Here is a 25,132-nt window from a genome sequence, read left to right on the forward strand (position 1 = left end):
AGGATCGCGAGCAGCCGGGTCAGAACGGCGCCGAGCCGAACGCACAGTCCGCGCCTTCCGCTCAGCCGGCCGAACGTCAGCAGCGCAATGGCGTGCCGGAAATCAAGGCACCGGCCGAGCAGAACGCTCCCGCCACGACACCGACAGAGCGCAACACGCAGCAGCGCTCCGCACCGGACGCCGGCGCGCCCAATTCCAATAAGGCGCAGCCGCAGTCCGGCAACCAGCCGAATGCCGTCCCCCGCCAGCAGCGTAACGCCACGGGCACCCCGAACGCTGAAGCCCCCGCGAATGGGGCCGCCCCCGGCCAGCCGGGCGCGCAGCCCAATGACGGCCAGCGCCATCCGCAAAACGGTGCAGCCCCGAACGGGCAGGCTCCGGCGAATGGGGCCGCCCCGGGTCAGCCGGACGGGCAGCAGAACGGGCAGCAGAACGGCCGGCCCGCTCCGGGTCAGCCCGGCAGCGGCGCGCCGAACGGACAGCCCGGCGCGCAGAACGGCAATCAGCCGAATGGCGCCCGGCCCGGCGGCAACGAGGCACCTCCGCCGCCCACGGCCCAGCAAAGCCAGTCTCCGGCCGAGCTGCAGCTGCAGTCGCAGGGCAAGGGCCAGCAGGCCGACCAGATGCGCGATCTCCGCCAGAAGCTGCAGACGCAGATGGGTCAGGGTCCCAACGGAGACCGTGGCGGCAATCGCGGCCCCGGCCCGAATGGCGGCCCGAACGGTGGTCCCGGCGGCCCGGGCTGGGCGGACGATCGGCCCGGCGCGGATCGCGACGGCGGTCGTGTCGTGCAGCAATATGGCGATCGCGTAATCATCCAGCGAGGCGACACCTACTACATCCGTCCCGACGAGGCGCATGAGAACGACCGCTTCCTCTACGGTGCGCGGGACGCTCGCGTGGAGCATATGAAGGGCGGTATGGTCAGCACGACCATCATCCGCGAGGATGGCACGCGCATCGTGACCGTGCGCGACCGCGACGGCGACATCGTCCGCCGCAGCCGCATCGATCGCGGCGGCCGGGAAGACGTGTTCTTCGACGAAACGCGCCATGCGGATCGTCCCTATGAGGACTTCGACCGCACGCTGCCGCCGATCCGTGTCCAGATCCCCGAGGAGCAATATATCGTCGAATCGGACGAAGCCTCCGAAGACCAGATCGAGGAAGCGCTGACGGCCCCGCCGGTGGAGCGCCTGAGCCGCGCCTATACGCTGGACGAAATCCGCAACAGCCAGCGGCTGCGCGCCACCGTGCGTCGGGTCGACGTGGACACGATCACCTTCGAGACCGGCAGTTCCAACATCGCGACGGACCAGGTGTCGCGGCTGAACACGCTCGGCAACGCGCTGAAGGCGGCCATCGACAAGAACCCGCGCTCGGTGTTCCTCGTCGAGGGTCATACGGATGCCGTCGGCAGCGACATCGCCAATCTCGCGCTCTCCGACCGTCGCGCCGAAGCCGTGGCCGTCGTGCTCCAGGACAATTTCGGTGTCCCGCCGGAGAACCTGGTCACGCAGGGCTACGGCGAGCAGGATCTGAAGGTGAATACGCAGTCCGCCGAACGGGCCAACCGTCGCGTCACGCTGCGCAACATCACCCCGCTGGTGAACGCACAGCGTTAAACGTCCGCGACAGCGGACAAAAAGAAAGCCCGAGCTCGCGCCCGGGCTTTTTCGTTCGAAGCGGTGGCAGGCCCTATTTCAGGATCTGCGAGAGGAAGAGCTTGGTGCGCTCGTGCTGCGGGTTGGTGAAGAACTCGTGCGGCTCGTTCTGCTCGATGATCTGGCCCGCATCCATGAAGATCACGCGGTCGGCGACCTGCCGCGCGAAGCCCATTTCGTGGGTCACGCAGATCATGGTCATGCCCTCTTCCGCCAGCCCGACCATGACGTCGAGCACTTCCTTGATCATTTCCGGATCCAGCGCGGAGGTGGGCTCGTCGAAGAGCATGATGCGCGGGTTCATGCAGAGCGCCCGGGCGATCGCGACGCGCTGCTGCTGGCCGCCGGAGAGCTGCCCGGGGAATTTGTTCGCCTGCTCCGGGATCTTGACGCGCTTCAAGTAGTGCATCGCGACCTCTTCGGCCTTCTTCTTCGGCATCTTGCGAACCCAGATCGGCGCGAGCGTCAGATTCTGCAGGATCGTGAGGTGCGGGAAGAGGTTGAAGTGCTGGAACACCATGCCGACCTCGCGGCGGATCTCGTCGATCCGCTTAAGATCGTTGGTGAGTTCCGTCCCCTCCACGATGATCTGGCCCTTCTGGTGCTCTTCCAGTCGGTTGATGCAGCGGATCATCGTGGACTTGCCGGAGCCGGAAGGCCCACAGACCACGATGCGCTCGCCGGTGAGCACCTTGAGGTTGATGTCGCGCAGGACGTGGAATTCGCCGTACCATTTGTTGACGCCGACCATCTCGACGGCGGTAGTGGCCTTTGTACGGGTCGTTGCCGTGGCGTCGGGGGCGATGGCGGCTGTGGCGTGCATTTCTGACATGGATCGGTCCTAACGCTTGCGACCGGTATTCAGCCGGCGTTCGACATATTGCGAGTAACGGGACATGGCGAAGCAGAACACCCAATAGACGGCTGCCGCGAAGACGAGGCCGGTTGCGGGGGTTTCGGGGCTTGCCCAGTTGGGATCGGCGAAGTTCGTCCGCACGATGCCCAGGAGATCGAAGAGCCCGATGATGTAGACCAGGCTCGTATCCTTGAAGAGCGCGATGAAGATGCCCACGATGCCGGGGATCACCAGCTTCAGAGCCTGCGGCAGGATGATCAGCCGCATCATCGGCCAGTAGCTGAGGCCGACGGCCTTGGCGCCCTCGTACTGCCCCTTCGGCACCGCCTGCATGCCGCCGCGCACCGTTTCGGCCATATACACAGAGGCGAACAGCGCGACACCGATCAGCGCGCGCAGCAGCTTGTCGAAATTGACGCCCTGCGGAAGAAAGAGCGGCAGCATCACGCTCGACATGAAGAGCACCGTGATCAGCGGAATGCCGCGAACGATCTCGATGAACGCCGTGCACACGAAGCGTACCGCCGGCATGGCCGACCGGCGCCCGAGCGCCAGCAGGATACCTGCCGGCAGCGAGAAGACGATGCCGACATAGGAGACGACCACCGTCAGCATCAGCCCGCCCCAGAGCGGCGTCTCGACCACGGAAAGGCCGAAGCCGCCGGTCAGCAGGTAGTAGCTGACCACCGGGAAGACGATGAAGAGGTAGAGCACGTTCAGCCGCTTGAACGGCGCCGACGGAATACTCATCGGCACGAGGCCGAGCAGGAGAAGCGCGAACATCACGTTCACCCGCCAGCGCTCCGCATCCGGATAGCGGCCGTAGATGAACTGCGCGAACTCCGCCTTCACGAAGGCCCAGCAGGCGCCGCTGCCTTCGGCGATACAGGCAGTACGGTCGGTGCCCGTCCAGACCGCATTGATGAAGGCCCAGTTGATGATCGGCGGCACGATCAGGACGATCAGGGCGATGCCGATGATCGTCAGGATCGAATTGCCGGGCGTGGAGAACAGGTTTCGCTTCACCCAGGCCGCGGGACCCACCGTCATGGCGGGCGGCGCTTCCTGGGTCGCGAGTTCGCGACGGACGAAGAAGAGGTCGGTCTGTGCTTGCAGGTCGGACATGATGCCCCTAGCGCTCCACCAGAGCCATCTTGCGGTTGTACCAGTTCATCAGCACGGCCATGATCAGGCTGAGGCCGAGATAGACCAGCATCCAGATCAGCACGACTTCGACGGACTGGCCCGTCTGGTTCAGGATCGAGCCGCCGACGGCGACCAGATCCGCAAAGCCGATGGCGACCGCCAGCGACGTGTTCTTCATCAGGTTCAGGTATTCGCTGGTGAGCGGCGGAATCACCACGCGCAGCGCCTGCGGCAGGATGATCTTCCGCATGGTCGGGCCGACCTTCAGCCCCAGCGAATAGGCCGCTTCCGTCTGGCCGTGGCTCACCGAAAGGATGCCGGCGCGCACGATCTCGGCGATGAAGGACGCGGTATAGATCGCCAGCGCCAGCAGGAGCGAAACCAGTTCGGGCCCGAGTTGCGAGCCGCCATTCAGGTTGAAGCGGGTCTTCACCGGTATGTCGAAATGCAGGGGAGCGCCGGTGGCCGCGAAGCTCGCGGCGCCGAGAACGACGATGACCGCCAACCCTGCCCAGAAACTCGGGAACTGCTGGCCGGTGCGCATCTGCCGGGCGGTGGCCCAGCGCGACAGGGCCCAGGCCGCGACGATGCCGACGAGTATCGCGATCCCCACATAGAGCGCGCCGTGCTCGAAGATCGGCTTCGGCGTGAACAGTCCGCGATTGCTGAGGCTGAAGCCCAGGCCGAGATTGATGGCGTCGCGCGGATTGGGCAGCACCGCCAGCACGCCGAAATACCAGAAGAAGATGACGAGCAGCGGCGGGATGTTGCGGAAGAGTTCCACGTAGACCGTCGCCAGTTGCCGGATCAGCCAGTTGGACGACAGCCTTCCCACACCGACCAGCACGCCGACGATCGTGGCGATGACGATGCCGAGGATCGCGACCTCGATCGTATTGATGATGCCGACGAGCAGCGCATAGCCATAGCTGCGATCACCCGAATAGGGGATCAGCGACTGGCCGATGTTGAAGCCCGCGCGCTCGTTCAGGAAACCAAAACCGGAGGCGATGTGCAGCCGCTGGAGATTCTGGGCGGTATTATGGCCGAGCCACCAGATGAAGGCGACGACCAGGACCAGCAGGACGGCCTGGATGATATAGCCGCGCTTGTCGGGATCGTTGAGAAAGGAGCTTCTGGCCGGACGCTCGACGCGGGGCGCACTGGGCGACGTTGCTTGGATGGTCATTGGCTCTCTCAGAGATGCGCCGGGCCCGGCGAACCGGACCCGGCAGGGACCTTAGAGGATCGGCATGCCGTATTGGAGGCCGCCCTTGTTCCAGAGCGCGTTCTCGCCGCGCTGGATCTTCAGCGGCGACGACTGGCCGAGATCCTTCTCGAAGAGCTCGCCGTAATTGCCGACACCCTTCACGATCTTGTAGGCCCAGTCGTTGCTCAGACCGATGCCCTGGCCGAAATTGCCCTGGACGCCCAGCAGGCGCTTGATGTCCGGATTGTCGGAAGACTTCATCTGGTCCGCGTTCTGCTGCGTCACGCCGAGTTCTTCGGCATCCAAGAGCGCGTAGTGCGTCCACTTGACGACGTTGAACCATACGTCGTCACCCTGGCGGACCACCGGGCCGAGCGGCTCCTTGGAGATGATCTCCGGCAGAACGATCGTGTCGTCCGGCTTCTGCAGCTGCAGGCGCGTGGCGTAGAGGCCAGACTGGTCGGTGGTGTAGGCGTCGCAGCGGCCGCTGTCATAAGCGGAGTTCGCTTCCGAGACCTTCTCGAACACGACCGGGTTGTACTGCATGTTGTGCGACTTGAAGTAGTCGGCGAGGTTCAGCTCGGTATCCGTACCGCTCTGCACGCAGATGGAGGCGCCGGAGAGCTCGTTGACGGACTTCACGCCGAGGCTCTTCTTCACCATGAAGCCCTGGCCGTCATAATAGTTGACGCCGGCGAACTTCAGGCCGAGCGAGGTGTCGCGCGACATGGTCCAGGTCGTGTTGCGGATGAGCACATCGACTTCACCGGACTGCAGCGCCGTGAAGCGTTCCTTGGCGTCCAGCGGGGTGAACTTCACCTTCGTGGGATCGCCGAAGACGGCGGAGGCGATCGCGCGGCAATAATCCACGTCGAAGCCGGTCCACTCGCCCTTTTCGTTTGGGTTGCCGAAGCCCGGCAGGCCGGTGTTCACGCCGCACTGGAGGAAGCCCTTTTGCTTCACGGTGTCCAACGTCGCGGCGCCCGCGAAGGACGCGGAAAGAGCGAGGGCAGCGCCGGCGAGAGCCGGCAGAAAAGTGCGTTTCATGGCTGTGCGATATCCCTGTTCCACTCACCGTGGTTCGGGAAGCCGTCATGGCGCCGGGAGGAACAACCCACCCGACACCGCCTGAGCCCCCAACCCACGCTTGCACCCATCACAAGCTAAATAATCGCCATGGTCAAGGGCGCGTCACTTGGCTGGGGATGGAAGCTGGCGTATCGCAGGGGTAGCGACGCGGACAGAAGGAGATGCCGGAATGGACGAGCGCAAGGACCGCGGCAGGACGCCCGGCATAGACACTACGCTGACCCATGCCGGCCTCGATCCCTTTGCCTACCACGGCTTCGTCAATCCGCCGCTCGTGCGTGCATCCACCGTCCTCTTTCCCGACGTCGACACGATGCTGGGTCGCACGTCGCAACGCTATTCTTACGGGCTGACAAATACACCCACGGTAGAGGCGCTGACCAAGGCCCTTGATGCCCTGGAGGGCTCGGCCGGAACGGTGCTCGTTCCCTCGGGACTTGCGGCGGTCACGACCGCTATCCTGGCGGCTGCCCGGCCGGGCAGCCGCATCCTCGTCCCCGACAACGTGTATGGCCCGACCCGCCGCTTCTGCGACGAAAGCCTGCCGAGCCTCGGCATGACGGCAAGCTACTACGACCCAACGATCGGCGCCGGCATCGCCGAGCTGATGCAGGACGTTTCGATCGTCTTCCTCGAGGCCCCGGGCTCGACCACCTTCGAGATGCCCGACCTCGACGCCATCGTCGCCGTGGCGAAGGCTGCCGGCGCGGTCACGATGATCGACAACACCTGGGCCACTCCGCTGATCTACCGGCCGCTGGAGCATGGGATCGATTTCGCGATCTATGCCGGCACCAAGTACTTCGCCGGCCATTCCGACCTGCTGATCGGCTCGATTTCAGCCAATGAGCGGATGTGGCCCGCGCTGCAGCGCTTCCACAAGAATTTCGGCATTCAGGCCGGCACCGAGGAAATCTGGCTGACCCTGCGCGGCCTGCGCACCATGAGCATTCGGCTGGAGCGGCACGACCGCAGCGGCATGGAAGTAGCGCGGTGGCTGCAAGGCCGCCCTGAAGTGTCGCGCGTGCTGCATCCCGCACTGCCGGAAGATCCGGGCCACGAGCTCTGGAAGCGCGATTTCGGCCGCTCGTGCGGTCTCTTCGCCTTCGTGCTGAACGGCTCGGAGGAGCAGGCGAAGAGCTTCCTGAACGCGCTGAGGCTTTTCGGCCTCGGCTACTCCTGGGGCGGGTTCGAAAGCCTCGCCGTGCTGGGCGAAACCGAGCATTCCCGAACGGCGCGGCCGTGGACTGACGGACCGGTGATCCGCCTCCATATCGGACTGGAGGACGTAGCCGACATCATCGCCGATCTGGAAGCGGGATTCGCGGTGACCGGGGCGAAATAGCCTCGGTCACCCGGCGTTCTGCATCGGGGAACGCTTCTCGCGGAAGATAAGCCAGAGATTTCGGGCATAGATCACGAGGCCGAGCCCCTGCCCCGCGATGAACACCGGATCGTGCCGCGACAGCGAGTAGATAAAGAGAAGAAAGCCGCCGATCACCGAGAAGAACCAGAAGGAGACCGGCACGACCGAACGGCCGGCCCGCTCGCTGGCCAGCCATTGCAGCAGGAACCGCATCATGAAAAGGAGCTGGGCGACGAAACCCAGCGCCACCCAGAAGCTGAACTGCTGGATGAAGACGTGGTGAAACCAGCCCCCGACGCTACTCATTCAGTCTCTCCTCCCGCGCGCGCGGAATGACCCGTCGCCGTTTGGTCAGCCACCATACGCCGAAGAGATCGGCGATACCGACCCACAGGCGATCGAAAATTCCGTATTTGGAAGACCCGAAGCGTCGTGGGCGGTCGACCACATCCACCGCCGTCACCGCATACCCCTCGCGCTTCACGAGCGCAGGCATGAAGCGATGCCATCCGTCGAAATAGGGAAGCAGCAGGAAGACCTCGCGACGGATCGCCTTGAGGCCGCAGCCGGTGTCGCGGGAATCGTCGTTCAGCAGCGCCCGGCGCACCTTGTTGGCCAGCCGCGATCCATGGCGCTTGGCAAAGCTCGCCTTGCGACCCACGCGCTGACCGCCTGCCAGCGCCGTGCCCGCCCCCGCCGTTGCCAGCGCCGAAAGCAGCGCGGGAATGTACTGCGGATCGTTCTGGCCGTCGCCATCGATGGTGACCACCACATCGCCGCGCGCCGCGAGCATGCCGGTGCGCACCGCCGCGCTCTGGCCGGATGAGCGGTCGTGCCGGATCAGGCGCACCTGTCCTTCCTGGCTCGACGCTGCGGCCGCCACGGCCCCGTCCGTTCCGTCGTCGGATCCATCGTCCACGACGATGATCTCATGCGCAACGGCACGCAGGGCCGCCGCGATCTCGTGGATCAGCGGACCGATATTTTCCCGCTCGTTCTTGCAGGGAAGCACGACTGAGACCGGCAATGAAACGTCCGCATTCATGCAGGGACCGAAGCTCCGAAGCGATCACGTCCGACGCCCCGTCGGGGGACGGAGACGCCGGTGGCGAAAGGCATTACTTGCGCCCGCCGAGAAAACAACCGCCATTCGCGACCGATGCGCCTTCCGGTCACGGATTTTCTGCCGCATGATCGCCCGAGGGGGGCCTCCGATGAACCTTGCCCGACAACTCCATCGTTTTGTGGACAGCCTGGATCGGCGATATCGCCCCACGATCCGACGTTCCCGACGAGCCGAAGCCTGGTGGATCGGGCTGCTCGACGGCGTGGTCTCCCTGCAGTCCGACCGGCTCTATCTCCGCCGCGCGATCGTGCCGGCGATCATCGGTTCCGGCGCGCGGCAGATCCTCTTCATCGGCGTGCGCGGTTATACTCGCGCCGTCGTCGATGCGATGGGGCGGCACGGACTGGAAGTCTGGACCTCGGACATCGACCCGGAAGCCGCGCCGCATGGCGCTCCCGCACGGCACCGAACCGGCGACGTCTGCGAAATCGACGCACTCTTCCCGGAGGTCCGTTTCGACCTGGTGATTCTGAACGGCGTGCTCGGCTGGGGCGTCGACAGCCCGGAGGATATCGAGCGGGCGCTGGAAGGCGTCATGCGCATCCTGCGTCCCGGAGGCGTCCTGCTTCTTGGCTGGAACCGGGGCAGGATCCCCGATCCGCCCACGATTCCCGCCTTGATGACGCGCTTCGAGCCCTGTTCATTCGAATCGCTGCCGCAAAGAAAAGACTTCCCCGGCGCCACTCATCTATATGCTTGGTACGGTCGGCGCGGCTGATCTGCCCGGAGATTGCGGGCCGGAAAAAAGATTTTTCAACTTTCGCTTGCCAAAAGCGGCTTTCAGGCCACTTATGCCAGAAGATCTTCGATCGGCCGCCCGCGATGCGTCCTGCGCGTCGCCCTTTTCGCCGTTCGGAATTCAGCTCACGCGAGTTCGCAAGCGTCTGGCCTCGGTCGCCGGACGCCAACTCGTTCCGATGCGGCATTCGCCGACATCGCAACCGAAAGGAATTTCATTTGCAGGTGATCGTCCGCGACAACAATGTCGAACAGGCCATCAAGGTTCTCAAGAAGAAGATGCAGCGTGAAGGCGTTTTCCGCGAGATGAAGCGCCGTTCGGCTTTCGAGAAGCCTTCCGAGCGTCGGGTCCGCGAAAAGGCCGAAGGCATGCGTCGCGCCCGCAAGCAGGCGAAGAAGAAGGCCCAGCGCGAGGGTCTCCTGCCCGCGCCGAAGCCGCGGGTCGCTGCCCGAGGCGGCGCCCGTCGCTAAGCGTCGGACACGTTATATCGCAGCTCCGCGCTTGTCGCGGGAGCGCCGAAGCACCGCCCCTCACCGGGCGGTGTTTTCGTTTCCGGCCTTGCGCGCCTTGAGGCACACCAAGCAACCATGACGGAGTTCACGCCGTTTCCCCTGTCTCGCGAGGGGTGATGCATGGCCGAACGACCGTCGAAGCAGAGCTCCAGCTTTCCCAAGCATGGAAGCATGTGCCTGCCGCTGGCTGAGGTCCTCAGCTACAATCTGGAAATCGAGGAAGGCGACGGCTTCATCGGCGACCAGGCCAGCAAGTCTGCGCTGCTCGACATCATCCAGGGCCTGCGCGACCTCCTTCCGGAAAACGCCGATCCACTGGGCGACGATCCGATGGAGGAGTTCGGCAAGGACCGCCTCGACACTTTGCTGACCGAAGGCGACTTCGCCGCCGCCGGGCTCCTCCATGCCGCGATTGAGGAATTCTCCGGGCGGCTGGAAAAGATCATCCGCCGCTTCCTGCGCCTGAAGGCGTGGCGGGAAACGGAGCGCATCGTGATCGGCGGCGGCGTGCGGCAGAGCCGGATGGGCCAGATCGCCATCGGGCGCACCGCCACCCTCCTTCGCAAGGGCGGCATCGATATCCGACCCGTGCGCCACCATCCTGACGAGGCGGGCCTCATCGGCGCCGTCCACCTCGCGCCTTCCTGGATTTTCGCGGGCCACGACAGCATCCTCGCGCTCGATATCGGCGGCTCCAACATTCGCGCCGGTGTCGTGCGGCTCGATATCGGGAAGCATCCTGACCTGACGGGCGTCGAGGTCTGGCAGTCGGAGCTCTGGAGCCATTCCGACGAGGATCCGAAGCGCGACGAAGCGGTCGACCGCACGGCCGAGATGCTGCAGCGCCTGCTCCGCAAGGCCGACAAGGAAGGCCTCCACCTCGCGCCCTTCATCGGCGTCGGCTGCCCCGGCGTGATCGGCGAGGATGGTTCCATCGATCGCGGCGCGCAGAACCTGCCCGGCAATTGGGAAAGCAAGGGCTTCAACCTGCCGGACGAGCTACGCGACCGCGTGCCCAGGATCGGCGATCACGAGACGCTGGTCCTGGTGCACAACGATGCCGTGGTTCAGGGGCTGAGCGAGGCGCCGTTCTGCCGCGATGTCGGTCACTGGGCGGCGCTGACCATCGGCACGGGGCTCGGCAACGCGAGCTACGCCACGCGAGATGCCGAAGACGAGTGACGCCGCTCCGGCCGTTCGCGGCTTGGGTGCCTGGGGTTTGCGCATAGGCTGGCGGTTTTTTATGCTGGCACAGGCAAAGCGTTCGGGCATAGACAGGTGTTTTCGCCCGCTTGCCCCTTGCGGCAGGTCAAGCTCTTGAACGCCGGGTGGCCGGCCCGGAGACCTCATTGAACGCCATCGCGCCTGCCCTTTCCGTCAAGAACGTCCAGAAATCGTTTGGTCCGCTGCAGGTGCTCAAGGGCATTTCGGTGGATGCGCATGAGGGCGATGTGATCTCGATCCTGGGTTCGAGCGGCTCGGGCAAGAGCACGTTCCTGCGCTGCATCAATCTCTTGGAGACGCCCGACGAGGGCGAGATCAGCGTCGCGGGCGAGAAGATCGACATGCGCAAGCGGCCGAGCGGACGGCTGGAGCCGTCCGACCGCCGCCAGGTCGACCGCATCCGTTCCGAGCTCGGCATGGTGTTTCAGGGCTTCAATCTCTGGTCCCACATGACGGTGCTGGAAAACCTCATCGAGGCTCCCGTCCATGTCCAGAAGCGCAAGCGCGCGGAGTGCATAGGGGAAGCCGAATCGCTTCTGGAGCGGGTGGGCCTGGCCGACAAGCGCAACCATTACCCGGCCCATCTGTCCGGCGGCCAGCAGCAGCGCGCGGCGATCGCCCGCGCCCTCGCCATGCGGCCCAAGGTCATGCTCTTCGACGAGCCCACCTCGGCGCTCGATCCTGAACTCGTCGGCGAGGTCCTGCGCGTGATGCGGACGCTCGCGGAAGAGGGCCGCACGATGCTTGTCGTGACCCACGAGATGGGCTTCGCGCGCAACGTCTCCAACCGGGTGCTCTACCTGCACCAGGGGCGCGTCGAGGCGGACGGCACGCCGGACGAGCTGTTCAACCAGGGCAAGTCCGAGCGCTTCAGCCAGTTCATCACGGGCTTCGGCCAGGCGGCCTGAAAACAAGCCGCATGAGAACGAGCGGCCCGAGGCTGCTTGAGGCTTCGCGGCGCAGGCTTTAGGGAAGGCGCGGCCATTCCGGCCGGCAGCGGCGAGCTTCCCGATGGGCAATTTTCTCGGCATCGATATCGGCACCTCCGGGGTGAAGACCGTTCTCGTCGATGGCGACGAGAACGTCCTCGCCGAGGCCGAGATCGCGCTGACCGTCGAGCGCCCTCACCCGCTCTGGTCGGAGCAGGATCCGGAAAGCTGGTGGGAGGCGGTCTGCGCCACCCTGCAATCGATCCGTGCCGCCACGCCCGTGGGTTTGCTCGCGGTGGAGGCCATCGGCCTTTCCGGCCAGATGCATGCGGCCGTGCTGCTTGGTGCCGGCCATGAGGTGCTCCGCCCGGCGATCCTCTGGAACGACGGGCGCAGCCAGGCCGAATGCGCGGAACTCGAATCCGCCGTACCGGATCTGGGCACCATTGCCGGCGTGAAGGCGATGCCGGGCTTCACGGCTCCCAAGCTCATCTGGTTGAAACGCCACGAACCCGAGGTTTTCGCGCGTGTCGCGCATGTCGTTCTGCCCAAGGACTTCATCCGGCTCAGGCTCACGGGCGAACTCGCGACCGACATGTGCGACGCGGCCGGCACCTTGCTGCTGGACGAGGCGCGGCGCGACTGGTCGGACAAGCTCGTCGCCGCAAGCGGCCTGTCGCGCGAAACGCTGCCCCGCCTCTGCGAGGGACCGGAGGTCACCGGTACGCTTTCGCCTGAAGTCGCCCGGCATTGGGGCTTTTCAAACTCCGTTCCCGTGGTCGCCGGTGCGGGCGACGCCGCGGCCGGAGCGATCGGCATCGGGGCCGTCTCGGAGGGCGACGCCTTCATCTCGCTCGGCACCTCCGCGCAATATTTCTTGGTGACAGAAAGCTACCGTCCCCGCCCGGAAAACCTGCTCCACACCTTTGCGCATGGCCTGCCCGGCCGCTGGTTCCAGATGGCCGCCCTCCTGAACGGCGCGAGCTGCCTCGCCTTCGCGGCGCGGCTGGTCGGCGAGAGCGACATCGGTCGCCTGATGGGGAGACTGGAAGCGATCGTCCCGCCCGCGACCGACCTCCTCTTCCTGCCCTATCTCAGCGGCGAGCGGACGCCGCATAACGATCCCCATGCCCGCGGCGTGTTCTTCGGTCTGACCGGAGCGACGACGCCGGAAGAACTGATCGTTTCGGTGCTGCAGGGCGTCGCCTATTCCCTGCGGGATGCCCAGGAATGTCTGGCGGAGGCCGGATCCTCCCCCGGGCAGATCGCCGTGATCGGCGGCGGCGCACGCAGCGATCTCTGGATGCAGATCCTGGCCGATGTGCTGGACCGGCCAGTTCTGCGTTATCGCGGCGGCGCCAAGGGTCCGGCCTTCGGTGCCGCGCGCCTCGCCCGCCTCGCCCGCACCGGTGAACGGATCGAGGAGGTTTGTCGCCGCCCCGCCGTGGAAAGCATGCTCCAGCCCCGCGCAGACCGGCTAAACTTTCACCACGTTCAATTCAGCCGCTTCAAATCTCTCTATCGCGCCCTGAAGCCCGAGTTTCAGCGTTTCTGACTGCCGTTATTGTGCAGGCGCAGCATGAATCCCGCTGCTCTGCAGCGATTCATTCCGTTGACACCTAACCGCCGCCGACGATTACTCCCATCAAATTGAAGAAATAAGGGCAAAAGCCCGACGGGAGGAAGCTTGGTTCGGTCGACGGCCGGGCGCGGCACCAATTCGGTGCAGCTGCGCCGCTACAATGAGCGCCTGATCCTGCAGATCCTTCGCCGCGCCGGCGAAGCGTCGAAGGCCGAGCTCGCGCGCGCCTGCGACCTCACGCATTCCGCCGTGGCGGTCATCATCGACCGCCTGGAGGAAGCCGGCCTGGTGACGGAGACAGGTCGCCGCCAGGACGGCAGCCGCGGCCAGCCCGCAGCCCTTTACCGGCTTGATCCCAAGGGCGCTTTCGGCATCGGCGTCCGTCTGGACCGGCGCGCCATGGAAACCGTGCTGGTGGATCTCGCGGGCACGCTGATCGCCCGCCGCTCGCACGACCACCTGCTTCCCGGGCCGCAGGAGGCGCTGGCAATCGTGGCTTCCGACGTGCGGGAACTCCTCGCGCTCCTGAACGACGACAACCGCGAGCGGCTGGCGGGAATCGGCGTGGCGCAGCCCTACAATCTGGGATCGTGGCTGGCGGAACTGGAACTGGCGGACCAGAGCCTCGGCGTCTGGGACGCGGTCGACTTTCCCACGCTGCTGGAAGCGGAAATCGGGCTGCCCGTCTCCGGCGAGAACGACGGGACCGCGGCGGCGATCGCCGAACTCTTCTGGGGGCTGGGGCGCTCGATCGACGATTTTCTCTATCTCTTTATCGGCGCGGCGATCGGCGGCGGCATCGTGCTCGACGGCGATTGCCGGCGCGGCGCGACGGGCAATGCCGGCGATATCGCGGTGTTCGCCGTCACGCACAGCCATCTGCCGTCGGCACCACCGCGCGGAGCACAGCGCGATATCCTGCTGACGCGCGCCTCCCTCAATTCGCTGATCCGCCACCTCCGCTTCAACGACCAGGAAGCGTCGAGCCGTTGGGCCCTGGAGCAGCGAATTCGGGAAGGGCAGCCGGCCGTCTCGGAATGGCTCGACGACTGCGTCGAGGCCCTCGCCTCGGTGATCTGGCCCGCCACCCTGCTTCTCGACTTTGCGACTGTCGTCATCGACTCGGACGTGGATGGAGGAATGATCAACGAACTGAACCATCGGCTCGCATCATCATTGATGGAGCAAGCGCCGGAAGGCTGCCGTCCTCCCCGCCTGATGCATGGAACCTTCGGGTTCAATGCCGGGGCAATGGGGGCGGCGAGCCTGCCGATGTTCTTCAACTTCTCGCCCCGCGCATCGATTCTGACGCGTGGGGCCAACGCCGGAGCCCGCAATCATGCAGCAGCAGACTGAGCCTCGGCCGGTGCAGACGCCGCTTCTGGAGATGCGCCACATCTCCAAGACATTCCCCGGCGTCCGCGCCCTCAGCAACGTCGATCTTGCCATCTATCCCGGCGAGATCCACTCGCTGATGGGCGAGAACGGCGCCGGCAAGTCGACTCTGATGAAGGTGCTGTCCGGCGCCTACCAGGCCGATCCCGGCGGCGAGATCCTGCTGGAAGGCAAGCCGATCGCCCTGAACGGGCCCCTTTCGGCCAAGCAGCACGGTATCGCCGTCATCTACCAGGAGCTCAGCCTTTCGCCGAACCTGACGGTGGCGGAGAACATCTATCTCGGCCGCGAAAAGAAGACCGGCTTTTTCGTTGATCGCTCCGGCATGATCGAGGGCTGTCGTGAGCTCCTGAAGCGGCTCGGCGCCACCTTCGGCCCGACGACCCATGTGGAGACGCTCTCCATCGCGGAGCGGCAGCTGGTGGAGATCGCCCGCGCGATCCACGCCGATGCCCGCATCCTGATCATGGACGAGCCGACCACCGCGCTTTCCGCCCGCGAGACGGATGGACTTTTCGAGCTGATCCGCAAGCTCAAGGCGGACGGTCTGGCCATCGTCTATATCAGTCACCGCATGGCCGAGATCTACGATCTGTCCGACCGTGTCTCTGTCCTGCGCGACGGCAGCTATGTGGGCTCGCTGATGCGCGACGAGCTTTCGGCCGACGTACTGGTCAAGATGATGGTCGGGCGCGATCTGGCCGGCTTCTACACCAAGAGCCACGACGCGCATGGCAGCCGTGGGCATGTCATCCTGTCCGTCCGCGATTTCAGCGATCGCACCCGCGTGCGCGGCTGCGGCTTCGACCTGCACCAGGGCGAGGTGCTGGGCATCGCCGGGCTGGTCGGCTCCGGCCGCACCGAATTCGCCCGCCTGATCTTCGGCGCCGATCCCAAGGTGAGCGGCACGGTGGAGCTGGAAGGCAAGCGGATCGACATCTCCTCCCCGCGCGAAGCGCTGGACCACGGCATCGTCTACCTGACCGAAGACCGCAAGGCGCAGGGCCTGTTCCTAGACATGAGCGTGGAATCCAACGTCAATCTTGTGGTCTACGGCCGCGATGCCAAGGCTGGCGGCATCCTCGATCTCGGCAAGGCGCGGGCGCGGGCACTGGAAGCGATCCGGTCGCTTTCCATCCGCGTCGCCAACCAGAACATCGAGGTCGGCTCGCTCTCGGGCGGCAACCAGCAGAAGGTGCTGCTGTCGCGCCTGATGGAGATCAAGCCGCGCGTTCTGATCCTCGACGAGCCCACGCGCGGCGTGGATATCGGAGCGAAATCCGAGATCTACCGCGTCATCGACGGGCTGGCGAAGGCTGGCACCGGCGTCGTCGTCATCTCATCCGAACTGCCGGAGGTGATCGGCATCTGCGACCGCGTGCTCGTGATGCGCGAGGGCGTCATCGAAGGCGAAGTCGGCGGACCGGACGGAGCGCCGGTCACGCAGGAAAATATCATGACATTTGCAACGGGTTTGAAGCCCACGGGTGCCGAAGAGCGTCGGGAGACTGTCCATGGTTGAGGAAATCAACGCCACGGCGCCGGCAACGGCGTCCACCGAGCAGAAGCGCCGGGCCGAGCGGCACCTGAGAATGCAGGGCATGGTTCGCACCCTCGGAATGCTGCCGGTGCTGATCCTGCTTTGCATCGCCTTCTACCTGATGACCTCGCGCTTCGGCTCGCTGCAGAACGTATCCATCATCGCGCAGCAGGCGGCGATCAACACCGTTCTGGCCGCCGGCATGACCTTCGTCATCCTGACCGGCGGCATCGACCTTTCCGTGGGCTCGATCCTCGCGGCCTCCGCCATGGCTGCCGTCATAGCCTCGCTGATCCCGGATATCGGCCTCATCGGCATCCCGGCGGCGCTCGTCTGCGGCCTGATCTTCGGCCTCATCAACGGCAGCCTGATCGCGTTCATGCGATTGCCGCCCTTTATCGTGACGCTGGGCTCGCTGACGGCGGTACGTGGCGTGGCGCGATTGATGGGCCACGACACGACCGTCTTCAACGCCAACCTGCCTTTCGCCTTCCTCGGCAATGCCTCGCTCTTCGGCATTCCGTGGCTGGTGATCATCGCCTTCCTGGTGATCGTGGCCTCCTGGTTCGTGCTGAAACGCACGGTGCTCGGCGTCCACATCTATTCCGTCGGCGGCAACCCCGATGCAGCCCGGCTTTCCGGCATCAAGGTCTGGCGCGTCCTGCTCTTCGTCTACGGCACCTCCGGCCTGCTCGCCGGTCTCGGCGGCGCCATGTCGGCGGCCCGGCTCTACGCGGCCAACGGCGTGCAGCTCGGCCAGTCCTACGAACTGGACGCGATCGCGGCGGTCATCCTTGGTGGAACGTCGTTCGTCGGCGGCATCGGCTCTGTCTGGGGAACGCTGGTCGGCGCGCTGATCATCGCCGTCCTCTCCAACGGCCTGATCCTGACCGGCGTGCCGGACGTCTGGCAGTACATCATCAAGGGCCTGATCATCATCGTCGCCGTCGCGCTCGACCGGCTGCGCACCAAGGGCTCCGCGCGGACCTGATCCGCAAACTCTCTCGGGGGCGGACGCGCTGGTCACCCGTCCCCGCCGATAGTTGTGACCAGGGAGGACAAACTATGTTGAAGAAACTTCTGCTCGCCGGCGTGGCGATCACCATGGTCGCCGGTGTCGCGCAGGCCAAGGATTTGAACAAGATCGGCGTGTCGCTGGGGTCGATGGGCAATCCCTTCTTCGTCGCGCTGGCGAACGGCGCCACGGCTCAGGCCAAGGAAAGCAACCCGAAGGCCGAAGTCACCGCGCTCGGCTACGACTACGATCTCGGCAAGCAGTTCACCCAGATCGACAACTTCATCGCCGCCGGCGACGACCTGATCCTGCTCAATCCGGGCGACCCCGTCGCCATCGCCCCCGCGATCAAGCGCGCCCAGGCGGCCGGCGTTCCGGTCGTGGCGGTCGATACCGCCGCCCAGGGCGCCGATGCGACGGTCACCACCGACAACGTCAAGGCCGGTGAGCTCGCCTGCCAGTATCTCGTCGACAAGCTCGGCGGCAAAGGCAACGTCGTCATCGTCAACGGCCCGCACGTGTCCGCCGTCATCGACCGCGTGAAAGGCTGCCACAACGTTCTGGACAAGCAGTCCGGCATCAAGATCCTGTCCGACGACCAGGACGCCCATGGCTCGCGCGACGGTGGCCTCGCCGTCATGCAGGGCCTGCTGACCCGCTTCGACAAGATCGACGGCGTCTTCGGCATCAACGACCCGACCTCCATCGGCGCCGACCTTGCCGCCAAGCAGCTGAACCGCAAGGAGATGATCATCACCTCCGTGGACGGCGCTCCGGATATCGTCGCCGCTCTGGAGGGGGACACGCTGATCCAGGCTTCCGCCGCGCAGGATCCCTTCGGCATGGCGAAGAAGGCGACAGAAGTCGGCATAGGTATCATCAACGGCAAGAAGCCGGAGCAGGACCCGATCCTGATTCCGCCGACGCTGGTGACCCGCGACAACGTCAAGGACTACAAGGGTTGGACCGGCCACTGAGCCGATCAACCCGGCCTCGTCCCAATCTGATACAGGAACCCCGGAGCGATCCGGGGTTCTTTCGTTTCAACCGAAAGGGACCGACAGGTAAAATTTAACCGTTCTCAGGCGGAATGCTTGCAACGAAGCATTCCACGATTCGGTGTCCAGTCGGTCCATGTCGAACGTCATTCCATTCCCGGTGCGGGCACAGCCCGAAGCAGAAGAATTCGAAATCGACCTCATGACCGCTGTCGATGTCGCGATTCGAGATCTCCGCGATATTGCCCGCCGTTGCGACGAGGCCACCCGCCTGCAAGCGGACGAGTGCCGCGACATGCTGGAACGGGCTTTCGGCGCGGCCCTTCAGGGCTGATCAGGCGCCGGGCACAATGCAGCCCGGCGTGACGCACCCCTTTCGACGGGCCGGAATTGAACCGGTCCGATAGCCGCCAAGGCTCGCCTGTGCCGTTCCGGCCCCCTCCAGCCCAAGCCATTGGGTCTACCCGGCACCGGTTTTCCACAGTTCCTCCCCCGTTCATGCCCGGAACAGCGGCCGCCCATCGCTTGGGCGGTTGCTGACCAGAATTCCCGCTTGCGCATCATCATCGGTTAGTTAAGCTTCCTAACCGTAGATCGGGTGATGCGCTTGGCAGGCATGATTGCAGTCGGAATCGACATAGGCGGAACGAAGACGGAGTTCGCCGCGGCGAATGCCGGGGCCTCCCTCGGTGCTTACCGGGTTGCGACGGACGATTGGCGCATCCGCGTTCCGCAGACCGACGCCCACGTGCTGATCCGGGTCACGCGCGACTTCGTGGGCGGGGTCGATCCCGCGATGATCGTCGTCGGCGCTCATGGCTGCGACAGCGCGGAAGATTGCGAGGCATTCCAGGCTCACCTTGCCGAGCACACGGCGGCGAGCGTGCTGGTCCTCAACGATTCCGAACTCCTGCTTCCCGCGGCCGGCGTCGAAGCGGGCATTTCCGTCATCGCCGGGACCGGCTCCATCGCCGTCGCCCGGCGACCGGACGCGACCATGATGAGCGCCGGCGGCTGGGGCTGGTTCCTCGGCGACGAAGGGAGCGCCAGCGGTCTCGTGCGCGATGCGGCGAAGGCTCTCCGCTCGGCGATGGACAAGGGCGAAACGTCCGATCCTCTGGGGAGCGCCCTTCTCGCCTCCCTCGGCATCACGGATCCGCTGACGATCGGCCGCGCCATCATGAACGAAGGCAGCGCCAGCAAGGTCGGCCGGCACGTGCACGCGGTTTTCGCCGCCGCCCAGCAGGGCTCCGGTCTCGCAGCCTCCGTGATCCGCGATGGGGGCGAGGCGCTCGCCTTGCTGGTCGACCGGCTGATCGGACGCGGCGCGGTCGGCGGCCATGTTGTTGCAGGCGGGGGCGTCATCGCCCGCCAGCCGGGCCTGATGGAAGCGTTCCGGCAGGCCGTGGAACGGGTTCACCCCGACTGGACAGTGACGCTCCTGACCGCGCCGCCGGTGGAGGGAGCGCTTTCCCTCGCAACCCGCCTCCTGCGCGGCGAAACGATCCCGAACCTGCCGTCCCCGACCGCCGGCAAGCTCTCCGCGCGCGTTGGCGGAACCGCACGGCAGGCGGCGATCGAACACGCAATCCCGGCAACGGACAGGAGGAACGGATGATCGCGGATACAGCAACGTCGGCGCATTCGGCACCGCCGGCTTCCCCGGCTTCGGCCCACGCGCCGGCACCCAGGGTCGTTCCCGCCCGCTACTGGGGCCAGTGGATCGCGGCAGTGGTCCTGCTGGTCTTCGTGCTCGGCTTCGTCGGGCTGATCGCCAGCAGCAAGAACGTCCAATGGAGCGCGATCCCGCGATACCTCTTCGACCCCACGATCCTGGACGGCATTCGCCTGACGCTCGTCTTCACCGTGCTGTCCATGCTGATCAGCACCGTGGCCGGTGTCGTGCTTGCCACCCTGCGCATGGCGCACAACCCGGTCCTGTCGGGCTTCTCCCACCTTTACATCTGGTTCTTCCGGGGCACGCCGCTGCTGGTCCAGATCATCTTCTGGTTCAACATCCAGCTCTTTATCCCAAGCCTCGGCATCGGCTCCTTCCACGTCGAGACAAACACGCTGATCTCCGCCTTTACCGCCGCCCTTCTCGCCCTCAGTCTGAACGAAGCCGCCTATATGGCTGAAATCGTTCGCGGCGGCCTGCTTGCGGTGGACAAGGGACAGGCGGAAGCGGCGACGGCGCTGGGATATACGCCGTTCCAGACGCTGACGCGGATCGTGCTGCCGCAGGCCCTCCGGGTGATCGTGCCGCCTGTCGGCAACCAGACGATCTCGATGCTGAAGACGACCTCCCTCGTCTCGGTCGTGGCGGCGCAGGACCTGCTCACCCGCGTGCAGAACATCTACGCCACCAACTTCCTGATCATCGAACTCCTGCTGGTCGCGAGCATCTGGTACCTCGTGATGACGACGGTTGCCTCGCTCCTGCAGTCATGGCTGGAGCGGCGCCTCGGCCAGTCTGTCTCCGAGCCGCCCTTGGTCATGCGGCTGATGCGCAACCTGATGAGCGCCGTGGGGAGCAAGGGCTGATGAGCGACATCCTCAACCTGCAATCCCCCGCGTCGCTCGGGCCCAGCACGTTTCCGGGCAGCGACAGGCCGATGGTCGAGGCGCACGGCGTCCGCAAGACCTTCGGCAGCCTGGAAGTGCTCTCCGGGATCGACATGACGGTGAGCCGCGGCGAAGTCGCCTGCATTCTCGGCCCTTCCGGCAGCGGCAAGTCGACGTTCCTGCGCTGCATCAACCATCTGGAGAAGCTCTCAGCCGGGCGCATCCTCGTCGATGGCGAGCTGATCGGCTACCGCGAGAAGAACGGCCGGCTTCACGAGATGAAGAAGCCCCAGCTCGCGCTGCAGCGGCGCGAAATCGGCATGGTCTTCCAGCGCTTCAACCTGTTTCCGCATCTGACCGTGCTCGGCAACATCATCCAGGCGCCGATGCTGATCCGGGGCGAAAAGCGCGAGGGCGCCGTGCGGCGTGCCCATGCCCTGCTCGATATGGTGGACCTTCGCCAGAAGGCCGACGCCTATCCGCAGCAGCTTTCGGGCGGCCAGCAGCAGCGCGTCGCGATCGCCCGGGCGCTGGCGATGAACCCCAAGCTGATGCTCTTCGACGAGCCGACCTCGGCGCTCGATCCCGAGCTCGTGGGCGAGGTTCTGGCGGTGATGAAGCGGCTCGCCAACGAGGGGATGACGATGATCGTCGTCACCCACGAGATGGGTTTCGCCCGGGAAGTCGCCGACCGCGTGATCTTCATGGATGGCGGCGTGGTCGTGGAGGAAGGACCGCCCGCGGAGGTGCTGGATCGCCCCCGCCACGAACGCACGAGGACCTTTCTCCGACGCGTGCGCTAACCCCGGAACACCGGGCACACCCGTCGGAAAAACCGCAGGACGATCCTGCCGAAAGAGGGGAAAGAACATGAAGGCGAAGAAGGTTCTGCTTGCCGCAGCCGCGGTTTTTCTTTTCGCGGGCGCCTGCTCGGCGCAGGCCGCCGGAGTCGACCAGAAGCTTCGCGGCATGTTGCCGGAGAAGTTTCAGAAGGCGACGGAAATCAAGGTCGGCACCGACCCGCACCAGCCGCCCTATGACTATTACGACACCGACAACAAGACGCTGATGGGCCTCGAACAGGACCTGATGAAGGGGATGTCCGAGCGTCTCGGCGTCAAGTTCGTCTCTTATCCCGCCCAGTTCGCCAGCATCATCCCGGCGATTCAGGCCGAGCGCTTCGATGTCGGCATTTCCGCCTTCGGCGACTTCAGCGAGCGCGAGAAGATCCTCGACGTCCTGGACTACACGCTGGAAGGCACGGGCATCATCGTGCTGAAGGGCAACCCGCACGGCATCGAGAAGCTCAGCGATAGCTGCGGCCTTCGCGCGGCTGCCGTCCAGGGCTCCATCCCCCTGCAGCTCCTCGACAAGCAGAAGGGCCTCTGCCCCGCCGACAAGCCGCTGACGGTGATGCAGTTCCCCTCCAGCGACCAGGCGGAAGCGGCGATCAAGAGCGGCCGCGCCGATCTGTCCATGGATACGGTGGGCGTCGCGGCCTATGCGCTGGCTCACCAGCCGACGGCTGGCAAGCAGCTGGAGCTCGTCTCGGCCTCGAAATACGCCGTCGGTTACCAGGGTATCCTCGTCAGCAAGAAGAACCCGGAGCTGCGCGACGCCATCCAGGCGACGCTGCAGACCATGATCGACGACGGCACCTACAGCAAGATCTTCGCCAAGTACGGGCTGACCCAGAACGAGGTGAAGACCATCACGCTCAACGATGCGGCCCGGTGGGCCGATTACATGAAGCTCGACTAAGCCACTGGCGCACCTCCCGGAGGAAGAGAGACGAATGGAAGACAGAGTCACATATCGCGAGGCGATCGCCCTGCAGCCGCAAGCGCTGGAGGCGAGCCGCAAGGCCGTATCCGTTGCATTGGACGGAGCGGACCTCGCTCCGCTGAAGACCGGCTCGGTGGCGCTGGTCGGCATCGGCGCAAGCCTCTATGCCGCTTATGCCGGCGCCGCCCAGATGCGCACGCAGGGGCTTCGTGCCTTTGCCATGCCGGGAACGGAGCTTTACGACCCCGCGATCGACCTCGCCGATTCCTACATCGCCCTCTCTGCCTCCGGGCGGAGCGTCGAGCCGGCGAAGGTGCTGGAGCTCCGCCCGCATGCCGCGACCTTCGGCATCGCGACCACGGCCGACAGCCCGCTCGGCCGGATCGCCCGTACGGTGATCGGAACCGCCAGCGGCGTCGACAGCGGACCGAACGCGACGAGCTATGTCGGTTCGTTGCAGGCGGTCGGCCTTCTCGCGGACCGGGTCGGCAAGCCGGGCGGCGCGCGCTGGGAAGCGCTGCCGGAATACGCGGAGAAGCTTCTGGAAAGCTGCAAGGCTCCGGTGGAGCGTGCGGCTGCCCTTTTCGGGGATCGCATTTCGATCGACTGCGTCGGCCAGGGTGTCGCCTATGGCACGGCCGGTTACATCTCGCTGATGATCCGCGAAGCCGCCCGCGTGCCCGCGCAGAACTGGGATACGCTTAACTTCCTGCACGGCCCGATGGAGCCGAACGACAGCCGTACCGGCGTGATCCTCTTCGGTGATGGCCGCGAGGTGAAGCTGGCGCAGGATCTGGCGGGCTTCGGCATTCCGACCGTGCTGGTGACCGGCGCGGACGTCGCGGAGAAGGACAACCTCGTCGTCATTCCCGTGCCTTCGACCGGCTCGGGCCTGACCGACGCGATCCTGCATTCCATTCCCGGCCAGTTGCTCAGCGCCGACCTCGCGGAGGCGGCGGGGCTGCCGAAATGCGAGTTCCGCTACCGCCAGACGGACACCAAGCGCGACACCTGATCCGCCTCATCCGAAAAGAAGAACGGCCGGGCATGCTCCGGCCGTTTTCATTTGGGGGTTCCTTCAGCGCAGGTGCGTTCCACCAGCCACGTCCTCGGGATCGGACACCACGAACGCCGGATGTCGCTCCTCGCCCAGCAGCGACGCCAGGCTGAAGTCCGCCGCGAGCTGCAACGCCCCCAGAACGGTGCCGCGGCTGGTCAGCTCGCTGATCGCGATCTCCGTCGCCCAGGTGAGTTCCGCCACCGTCTTGCGCACGCCTTCCACCAGCATCGCGTTCTGCCCGACCCCGCCGCCGAGCACCACGAAGCCGGGATCGAGGATGCCGACGCAGGCCGCAACCAGCCTTCCGATATCGGCGGCGTGACGATCGACGCAACCCCTCGCATGCGGGGAGCTGACCGCCCGGGCGAAGATCTCCTCCGGCGAGGTGGGAGCCGGACCTTCGCTTTCCGGCCAGTCTCGGGCACAGCGGGCGACGAACTCGGTGGACCCCAGGTAATGCTCCAGCCCCTCGTAGCGCGGCGCCTCGGCGGCGCTCCACGGGAACGGCAGGCGGCCCACCTCGCCCGCGGCCCCGCCCACACCCCGAAGCAGCCGACCGTCCATGACGATGCCAAGGCCGATCTTCACGCCGACCTGCAGATAGATGAAGAACGGACGCCCCCGCGCCGCTCCGACATGCCTCTCCGCCAGAGCCGCACAGTTGACGTTGTTTTCCAGCAGGACCGGCGCATGGAAGCGCCGCGGCAAGGCCTTCGCCACGGCCATCAGAGCCTCGTGCCGGGTGGCGGCGCCGGGCGCGCTGGAGACGATGGTGGGAAGCGCGACCGTGACCGCCCTCACCGGCCCGGCCGCCTCCGGCAAGCCGCGCTGAAGGCTGTCGGCGATCTCGTCGATCATCCGCGAACCGAGGCCGATGCCGCCGGCGTCGCGCCCGTCCAGGGGCTGTTCGACCTCGGTGAGGATCCGCCCGTCCAGCGTCGCCGCGATAGCGCGAACGCGCGTGGTGCCGGCGTCGATGCCGATGACATGGCCGGCCTGCCGACCCAGCCCATACGTCACCGCCGTGCGGCCGCTCGCGCCCTTGGAGATGCCGTGGGAAGCGACGAGGCCATAGGCCTCGAGCTCACCCACCGCCGCCGACATGGTCGGCTTGGAAAAGGACAGCAACTCGCCCATCACCGGCCGGGTATTGGGACCGGAGGTCGCGAGCGTCTTGAACACCGCCCGGGCGCTTTCGGTCAGTTCGGGAACTTCCCCGACGGCGAGCGCGCGGACGCTCCTGGATCTCGATTTCATGATTGCACGAGACGGGAAATCGGCAGCGGACTCAAGGACGCGGAAGCCTCAACCCCACAGGGAGAAGCCGGAAG

At 65.7% G+C, this 25,132-nt stretch carries 24 protein-coding genes; 17 read left to right on the forward strand and 7 right to left on the reverse strand.

Going from position 1 to position 25,132, the window contains the following annotated elements:
* Nucleotides 1-92 precede the first annotated feature (92 nt).
* Nucleotides 93-1,625 carry an OmpA family protein gene (locus tag BMY25_RS20705; protein ID WP_177176694.1) on the forward strand — a complete coding sequence of 511 codons (1,533 nt, stop codon included), beginning with the start codon at nucleotides 93-95 and terminating at the stop codon, nucleotides 1,623-1,625.
* Between the two features lie 73 nt (nucleotides 1,626-1,698).
* Here the strand turns inward: BMY25_RS20705 and BMY25_RS04080 are convergent, their stop codons facing one another.
* From BMY25_RS04080 to BMY25_RS04095, 4 genes are read right to left on the reverse strand one after another with little or no spacing between them, the layout of a single operon-like run.
* Complete coding sequence (locus BMY25_RS04080) at nucleotides 1,699-2,487, reverse strand: amino acid ABC transporter ATP-binding protein (protein WP_428976940.1); 789 nt, start codon at nucleotides 2,485-2,487, stop codon at nucleotides 1,699-1,701.
* Between the two features lie 18 nt (nucleotides 2,488-2,505).
* Nucleotides 2,506-3,645: an amino acid ABC transporter permease gene (locus BMY25_RS04085; protein WP_092495343.1), complete on the reverse strand. Its 1,140-nt coding sequence runs from the start codon at nucleotides 3,643-3,645 to the stop codon at nucleotides 2,506-2,508.
* A 7-nt stretch (nucleotides 3,646-3,652) separates the two neighbouring features.
* Nucleotides 3,653-4,855: an amino acid ABC transporter permease gene (locus BMY25_RS04090; protein WP_092495344.1), complete on the reverse strand. Its 1,203-nt coding sequence runs from the start codon at nucleotides 4,853-4,855 to the stop codon at nucleotides 3,653-3,655.
* Between the two features lie 51 nt (nucleotides 4,856-4,906).
* Entirely contained in the window at nucleotides 4,907-5,923 is a 1,017-nt protein-coding gene (locus BMY25_RS04095) for an amino acid ABC transporter substrate-binding protein (protein WP_092495345.1), read from the reverse strand.
* 211 nt (nucleotides 5,924-6,134) lie between these two features.
* Here BMY25_RS04095 and metC point away from each other — a divergent pair, with 211 nt between their 5' ends.
* On the forward strand, nucleotides 6,135-7,310 hold the full coding sequence (metC, locus tag BMY25_RS04100; RefSeq protein ID WP_092495346.1) for a cystathionine beta-lyase: 1,176 nt from the start codon (nucleotides 6,135-6,137) through the stop codon (nucleotides 7,308-7,310).
* A gap of 6 nt (nucleotides 7,311-7,316) precedes the next feature.
* Here the strand turns inward: metC and BMY25_RS04105 are convergent, their stop codons facing one another.
* Nucleotides 7,317-7,637: a lipid-A-disaccharide synthase N-terminal domain-containing protein gene (locus BMY25_RS04105; RefSeq protein WP_092495347.1), complete on the reverse strand. Its 321-nt coding sequence runs from the start codon at nucleotides 7,635-7,637 to the stop codon at nucleotides 7,317-7,319.
* Nucleotides 7,630-8,376, reverse strand: a complete 747-nt coding sequence (locus tag BMY25_RS04110) for a glycosyltransferase family 2 protein (RefSeq protein ID WP_092495348.1) — start codon at nucleotides 8,374-8,376, stop codon at nucleotides 7,630-7,632. The genes BMY25_RS04105 and BMY25_RS04110 overlap by 8 nt, the downstream gene beginning before the upstream one ends.
* Before the next feature lie 169 nt (nucleotides 8,377-8,545).
* Here BMY25_RS04110 and BMY25_RS04115 point away from each other — a divergent pair, with 169 nt between their 5' ends.
* The 15 genes from BMY25_RS04115 to BMY25_RS04185 all read left to right on the forward strand — a co-directional run bounded on the left by BMY25_RS04115 (nucleotide 8,546) and on the right by BMY25_RS04185 (nucleotide 23,756).
* The gene (locus tag BMY25_RS04115; protein WP_177176695.1) at nucleotides 8,546-9,175 is read left to right on the forward strand and encodes a class I SAM-dependent methyltransferase; all 630 of its coding nucleotides are present in this window, start codon (nucleotides 8,546-8,548) and stop codon (nucleotides 9,173-9,175) included.
* 239 nt (nucleotides 9,176-9,414) lie between these two features.
* Nucleotides 9,415-9,666, forward strand: a complete 252-nt coding sequence (gene rpsU / locus BMY25_RS04120; protein WP_092495350.1) for a 30S ribosomal protein S21 — start codon at nucleotides 9,415-9,417, stop codon at nucleotides 9,664-9,666.
* Nucleotides 9,667-9,828: 162 nt separating this feature from the next.
* A complete protein-coding gene (locus BMY25_RS04125; RefSeq protein ID WP_092495351.1) occupies nucleotides 9,829-10,890 on the forward strand; it encodes an ROK family protein in 1,062 nt (353 codons plus the stop codon).
* A 167-nt stretch (nucleotides 10,891-11,057) separates the two neighbouring features.
* The gene (locus BMY25_RS04130; protein WP_092495352.1) at nucleotides 11,058-11,840 is read left to right on the forward strand and encodes an ABC transporter ATP-binding protein; all 783 of its coding nucleotides are present in this window, start codon (nucleotides 11,058-11,060) and stop codon (nucleotides 11,838-11,840) included.
* Nucleotides 11,841-11,943: 103 nt separating this feature from the next.
* Nucleotides 11,944-13,416 (forward strand): xylulokinase, encoded by a 1,473-nt coding sequence (gene xylB / locus BMY25_RS04135; protein WP_092495353.1) that lies wholly within the window; start codon nucleotides 11,944-11,946, stop codon nucleotides 13,414-13,416.
* Nucleotides 13,417-13,548: 132 nt separating this feature from the next.
* Complete coding sequence (locus BMY25_RS04140; RefSeq protein WP_238858150.1) at nucleotides 13,549-14,799, forward strand: ROK family transcriptional regulator; 1,251 nt, start codon at nucleotides 13,549-13,551, stop codon at nucleotides 14,797-14,799.
* On the forward strand, nucleotides 14,783-16,360 hold the full coding sequence (locus BMY25_RS04145) for a sugar ABC transporter ATP-binding protein (RefSeq protein ID WP_092495354.1): 1,578 nt from the start codon (nucleotides 14,783-14,785) through the stop codon (nucleotides 16,358-16,360). Before BMY25_RS04140 ends, BMY25_RS04145 begins: the two co-directional genes overlap by 17 nt.
* Complete coding sequence (locus tag BMY25_RS04150; protein ID WP_092495607.1) at nucleotides 16,353-17,369, forward strand: ABC transporter permease subunit; 1,017 nt, start codon at nucleotides 16,353-16,355, stop codon at nucleotides 17,367-17,369. The genes BMY25_RS04145 and BMY25_RS04150 overlap by 8 nt, the downstream gene beginning before the upstream one ends.
* Nucleotides 17,370-17,443: 74 nt before the next feature.
* Nucleotides 17,444-18,370 carry an ABC transporter substrate-binding protein gene (locus BMY25_RS04155; RefSeq protein WP_092495355.1) on the forward strand — a complete coding sequence of 309 codons (927 nt, stop codon included), beginning with the start codon at nucleotides 17,444-17,446 and terminating at the stop codon, nucleotides 18,368-18,370.
* Nucleotides 18,371-18,593: 223 nt separating this feature from the next.
* On the forward strand, nucleotides 18,594-18,725 hold the full coding sequence (locus tag BMY25_RS21300) for a hypothetical protein (protein ID WP_255365482.1): 132 nt from the start codon (nucleotides 18,594-18,596) through the stop codon (nucleotides 18,723-18,725).
* Nucleotides 18,726-19,007: 282 nt separating this feature from the next.
* Entirely contained in the window at nucleotides 19,008-20,009 is a 1,002-nt protein-coding gene (locus tag BMY25_RS04165; protein ID WP_238858170.1) for a BadF/BadG/BcrA/BcrD ATPase family protein, read from the forward strand.
* A complete protein-coding gene (locus BMY25_RS04170) occupies nucleotides 20,006-20,935 on the forward strand; it encodes an amino acid ABC transporter permease (RefSeq protein WP_092495358.1) in 930 nt (309 codons plus the stop codon). Before BMY25_RS04165 ends, BMY25_RS04170 begins: the two co-directional genes overlap by 4 nt.
* A gap of 71 nt (nucleotides 20,936-21,006) precedes the next feature.
* A complete protein-coding gene (locus tag BMY25_RS04175) occupies nucleotides 21,007-21,759 on the forward strand; it encodes an amino acid ABC transporter ATP-binding protein (protein WP_092495608.1) in 753 nt (250 codons plus the stop codon).
* Nucleotides 21,760-21,826: 67 nt separating this feature from the next.
* Complete coding sequence (locus BMY25_RS04180) at nucleotides 21,827-22,717, forward strand: ABC transporter substrate-binding protein (protein WP_238858151.1); 891 nt, start codon at nucleotides 21,827-21,829, stop codon at nucleotides 22,715-22,717.
* 34 nt (nucleotides 22,718-22,751) lie between these two features.
* The gene (locus BMY25_RS04185; RefSeq protein WP_092495359.1) at nucleotides 22,752-23,756 is read left to right on the forward strand and encodes an SIS domain-containing protein; all 1,005 of its coding nucleotides are present in this window, start codon (nucleotides 22,752-22,754) and stop codon (nucleotides 23,754-23,756) included.
* Nucleotides 23,757-23,819: 63 nt separating this feature from the next.
* Here the strand turns inward: BMY25_RS04185 and BMY25_RS04190 are convergent, their stop codons facing one another.
* Nucleotides 23,820-25,058 carry an ROK family protein gene (locus tag BMY25_RS04190; RefSeq protein ID WP_092495360.1) on the reverse strand — a complete coding sequence of 413 codons (1,239 nt, stop codon included), beginning with the start codon at nucleotides 25,056-25,058 and terminating at the stop codon, nucleotides 23,820-23,822.
* Between the last annotated feature and the right edge of the window lie 74 nt (nucleotides 25,059-25,132).

The organism is Faunimonas pinastri (genome assembly GCF_900110915.1).
GTDB classification, from domain to species: domain Bacteria; phylum Pseudomonadota; class Alphaproteobacteria; order Rhizobiales; family Afifellaceae; genus Faunimonas; species Faunimonas pinastri.

Excerpts from the sequence above, each read along its gene's own strand:
- BMY25_RS04085 (WP_092495343.1), bottom strand. The coding sequence starts at position 3,645 with ATGTCCGACCTGCAAGCACAGACCGACCTCTTCTTCGTCCGTCGCGAA.
- BMY25_RS21300 (WP_255365482.1), top strand. The coding sequence starts at position 18,594 with ATGACCGCTGTCGATGTCGCGATTCGAGATCTCCGCGATATTGCCCGC.
- BMY25_RS04175 (WP_092495608.1), top strand. The coding sequence starts at position 21,007 with ATGGTCGAGGCGCACGGCGTCCGCAAGACCTTCGGCAGCCTGGAAGTG.
- BMY25_RS04180 (WP_238858151.1), top strand. The coding sequence starts at position 21,827 with ATGAAGGCGAAGAAGGTTCTGCTTGCCGCAGCCGCGGTTTTTCTTTTC.
- xylB (WP_092495353.1), top strand. The coding sequence starts at position 11,944 with ATGGGCAATTTTCTCGGCATCGATATCGGCACCTCCGGGGTGAAGACC.
- BMY25_RS04170 (WP_092495358.1), top strand. The coding sequence starts at position 20,006 with ATGATCGCGGATACAGCAACGTCGGCGCATTCGGCACCGCCGGCTTCC.
- BMY25_RS04125 (WP_092495351.1), top strand. The coding sequence starts at position 9,829 with ATGGCCGAACGACCGTCGAAGCAGAGCTCCAGCTTTCCCAAGCATGGA.
- BMY25_RS04150 (WP_092495607.1), top strand. The coding sequence starts at position 16,353 with ATGGTTGAGGAAATCAACGCCACGGCGCCGGCAACGGCGTCCACCGAG.
- BMY25_RS04110 (WP_092495348.1), bottom strand. The coding sequence starts at position 8,376 with ATGAATGCGGACGTTTCATTGCCGGTCTCAGTCGTGCTTCCCTGCAAG.
- BMY25_RS04080 (WP_428976940.1), bottom strand. The coding sequence starts at position 2,487 with ATGCACGCCACAGCCGCCATCGCCCCCGACGCCACGGCAACGACCCGT.
- BMY25_RS04145 (WP_092495354.1), top strand. The coding sequence starts at position 14,783 with ATGCAGCAGCAGACTGAGCCTCGGCCGGTGCAGACGCCGCTTCTGGAG.
- BMY25_RS04095 (WP_092495345.1), bottom strand. The coding sequence starts at position 5,923 with ATGAAACGCACTTTTCTGCCGGCTCTCGCCGGCGCTGCCCTCGCTCTT.
- BMY25_RS04090 (WP_092495344.1), bottom strand. The coding sequence starts at position 4,855 with ATGACCATCCAAGCAACGTCGCCCAGTGCGCCCCGCGTCGAGCGTCCG.
- BMY25_RS04190 (WP_092495360.1), bottom strand. The coding sequence starts at position 25,058 with ATGAAATCGAGATCCAGGAGCGTCCGCGCGCTCGCCGTCGGGGAAGTT.
- BMY25_RS04105 (WP_092495347.1), bottom strand. The coding sequence starts at position 7,637 with ATGAGTAGCGTCGGGGGCTGGTTTCACCACGTCTTCATCCAGCAGTTC.
- BMY25_RS04115 (WP_177176695.1), top strand. The coding sequence starts at position 8,546 with ATGAACCTTGCCCGACAACTCCATCGTTTTGTGGACAGCCTGGATCGG.
- BMY25_RS04165 (WP_238858170.1), top strand. The coding sequence starts at position 19,008 with ATGATTGCAGTCGGAATCGACATAGGCGGAACGAAGACGGAGTTCGCC.
- metC (WP_092495346.1), top strand. The coding sequence starts at position 6,135 with ATGGACGAGCGCAAGGACCGCGGCAGGACGCCCGGCATAGACACTACG.
- BMY25_RS04155 (WP_092495355.1), top strand. The coding sequence starts at position 17,444 with ATGTTGAAGAAACTTCTGCTCGCCGGCGTGGCGATCACCATGGTCGCC.
- BMY25_RS04185 (WP_092495359.1), top strand. The coding sequence starts at position 22,752 with ATGGAAGACAGAGTCACATATCGCGAGGCGATCGCCCTGCAGCCGCAA.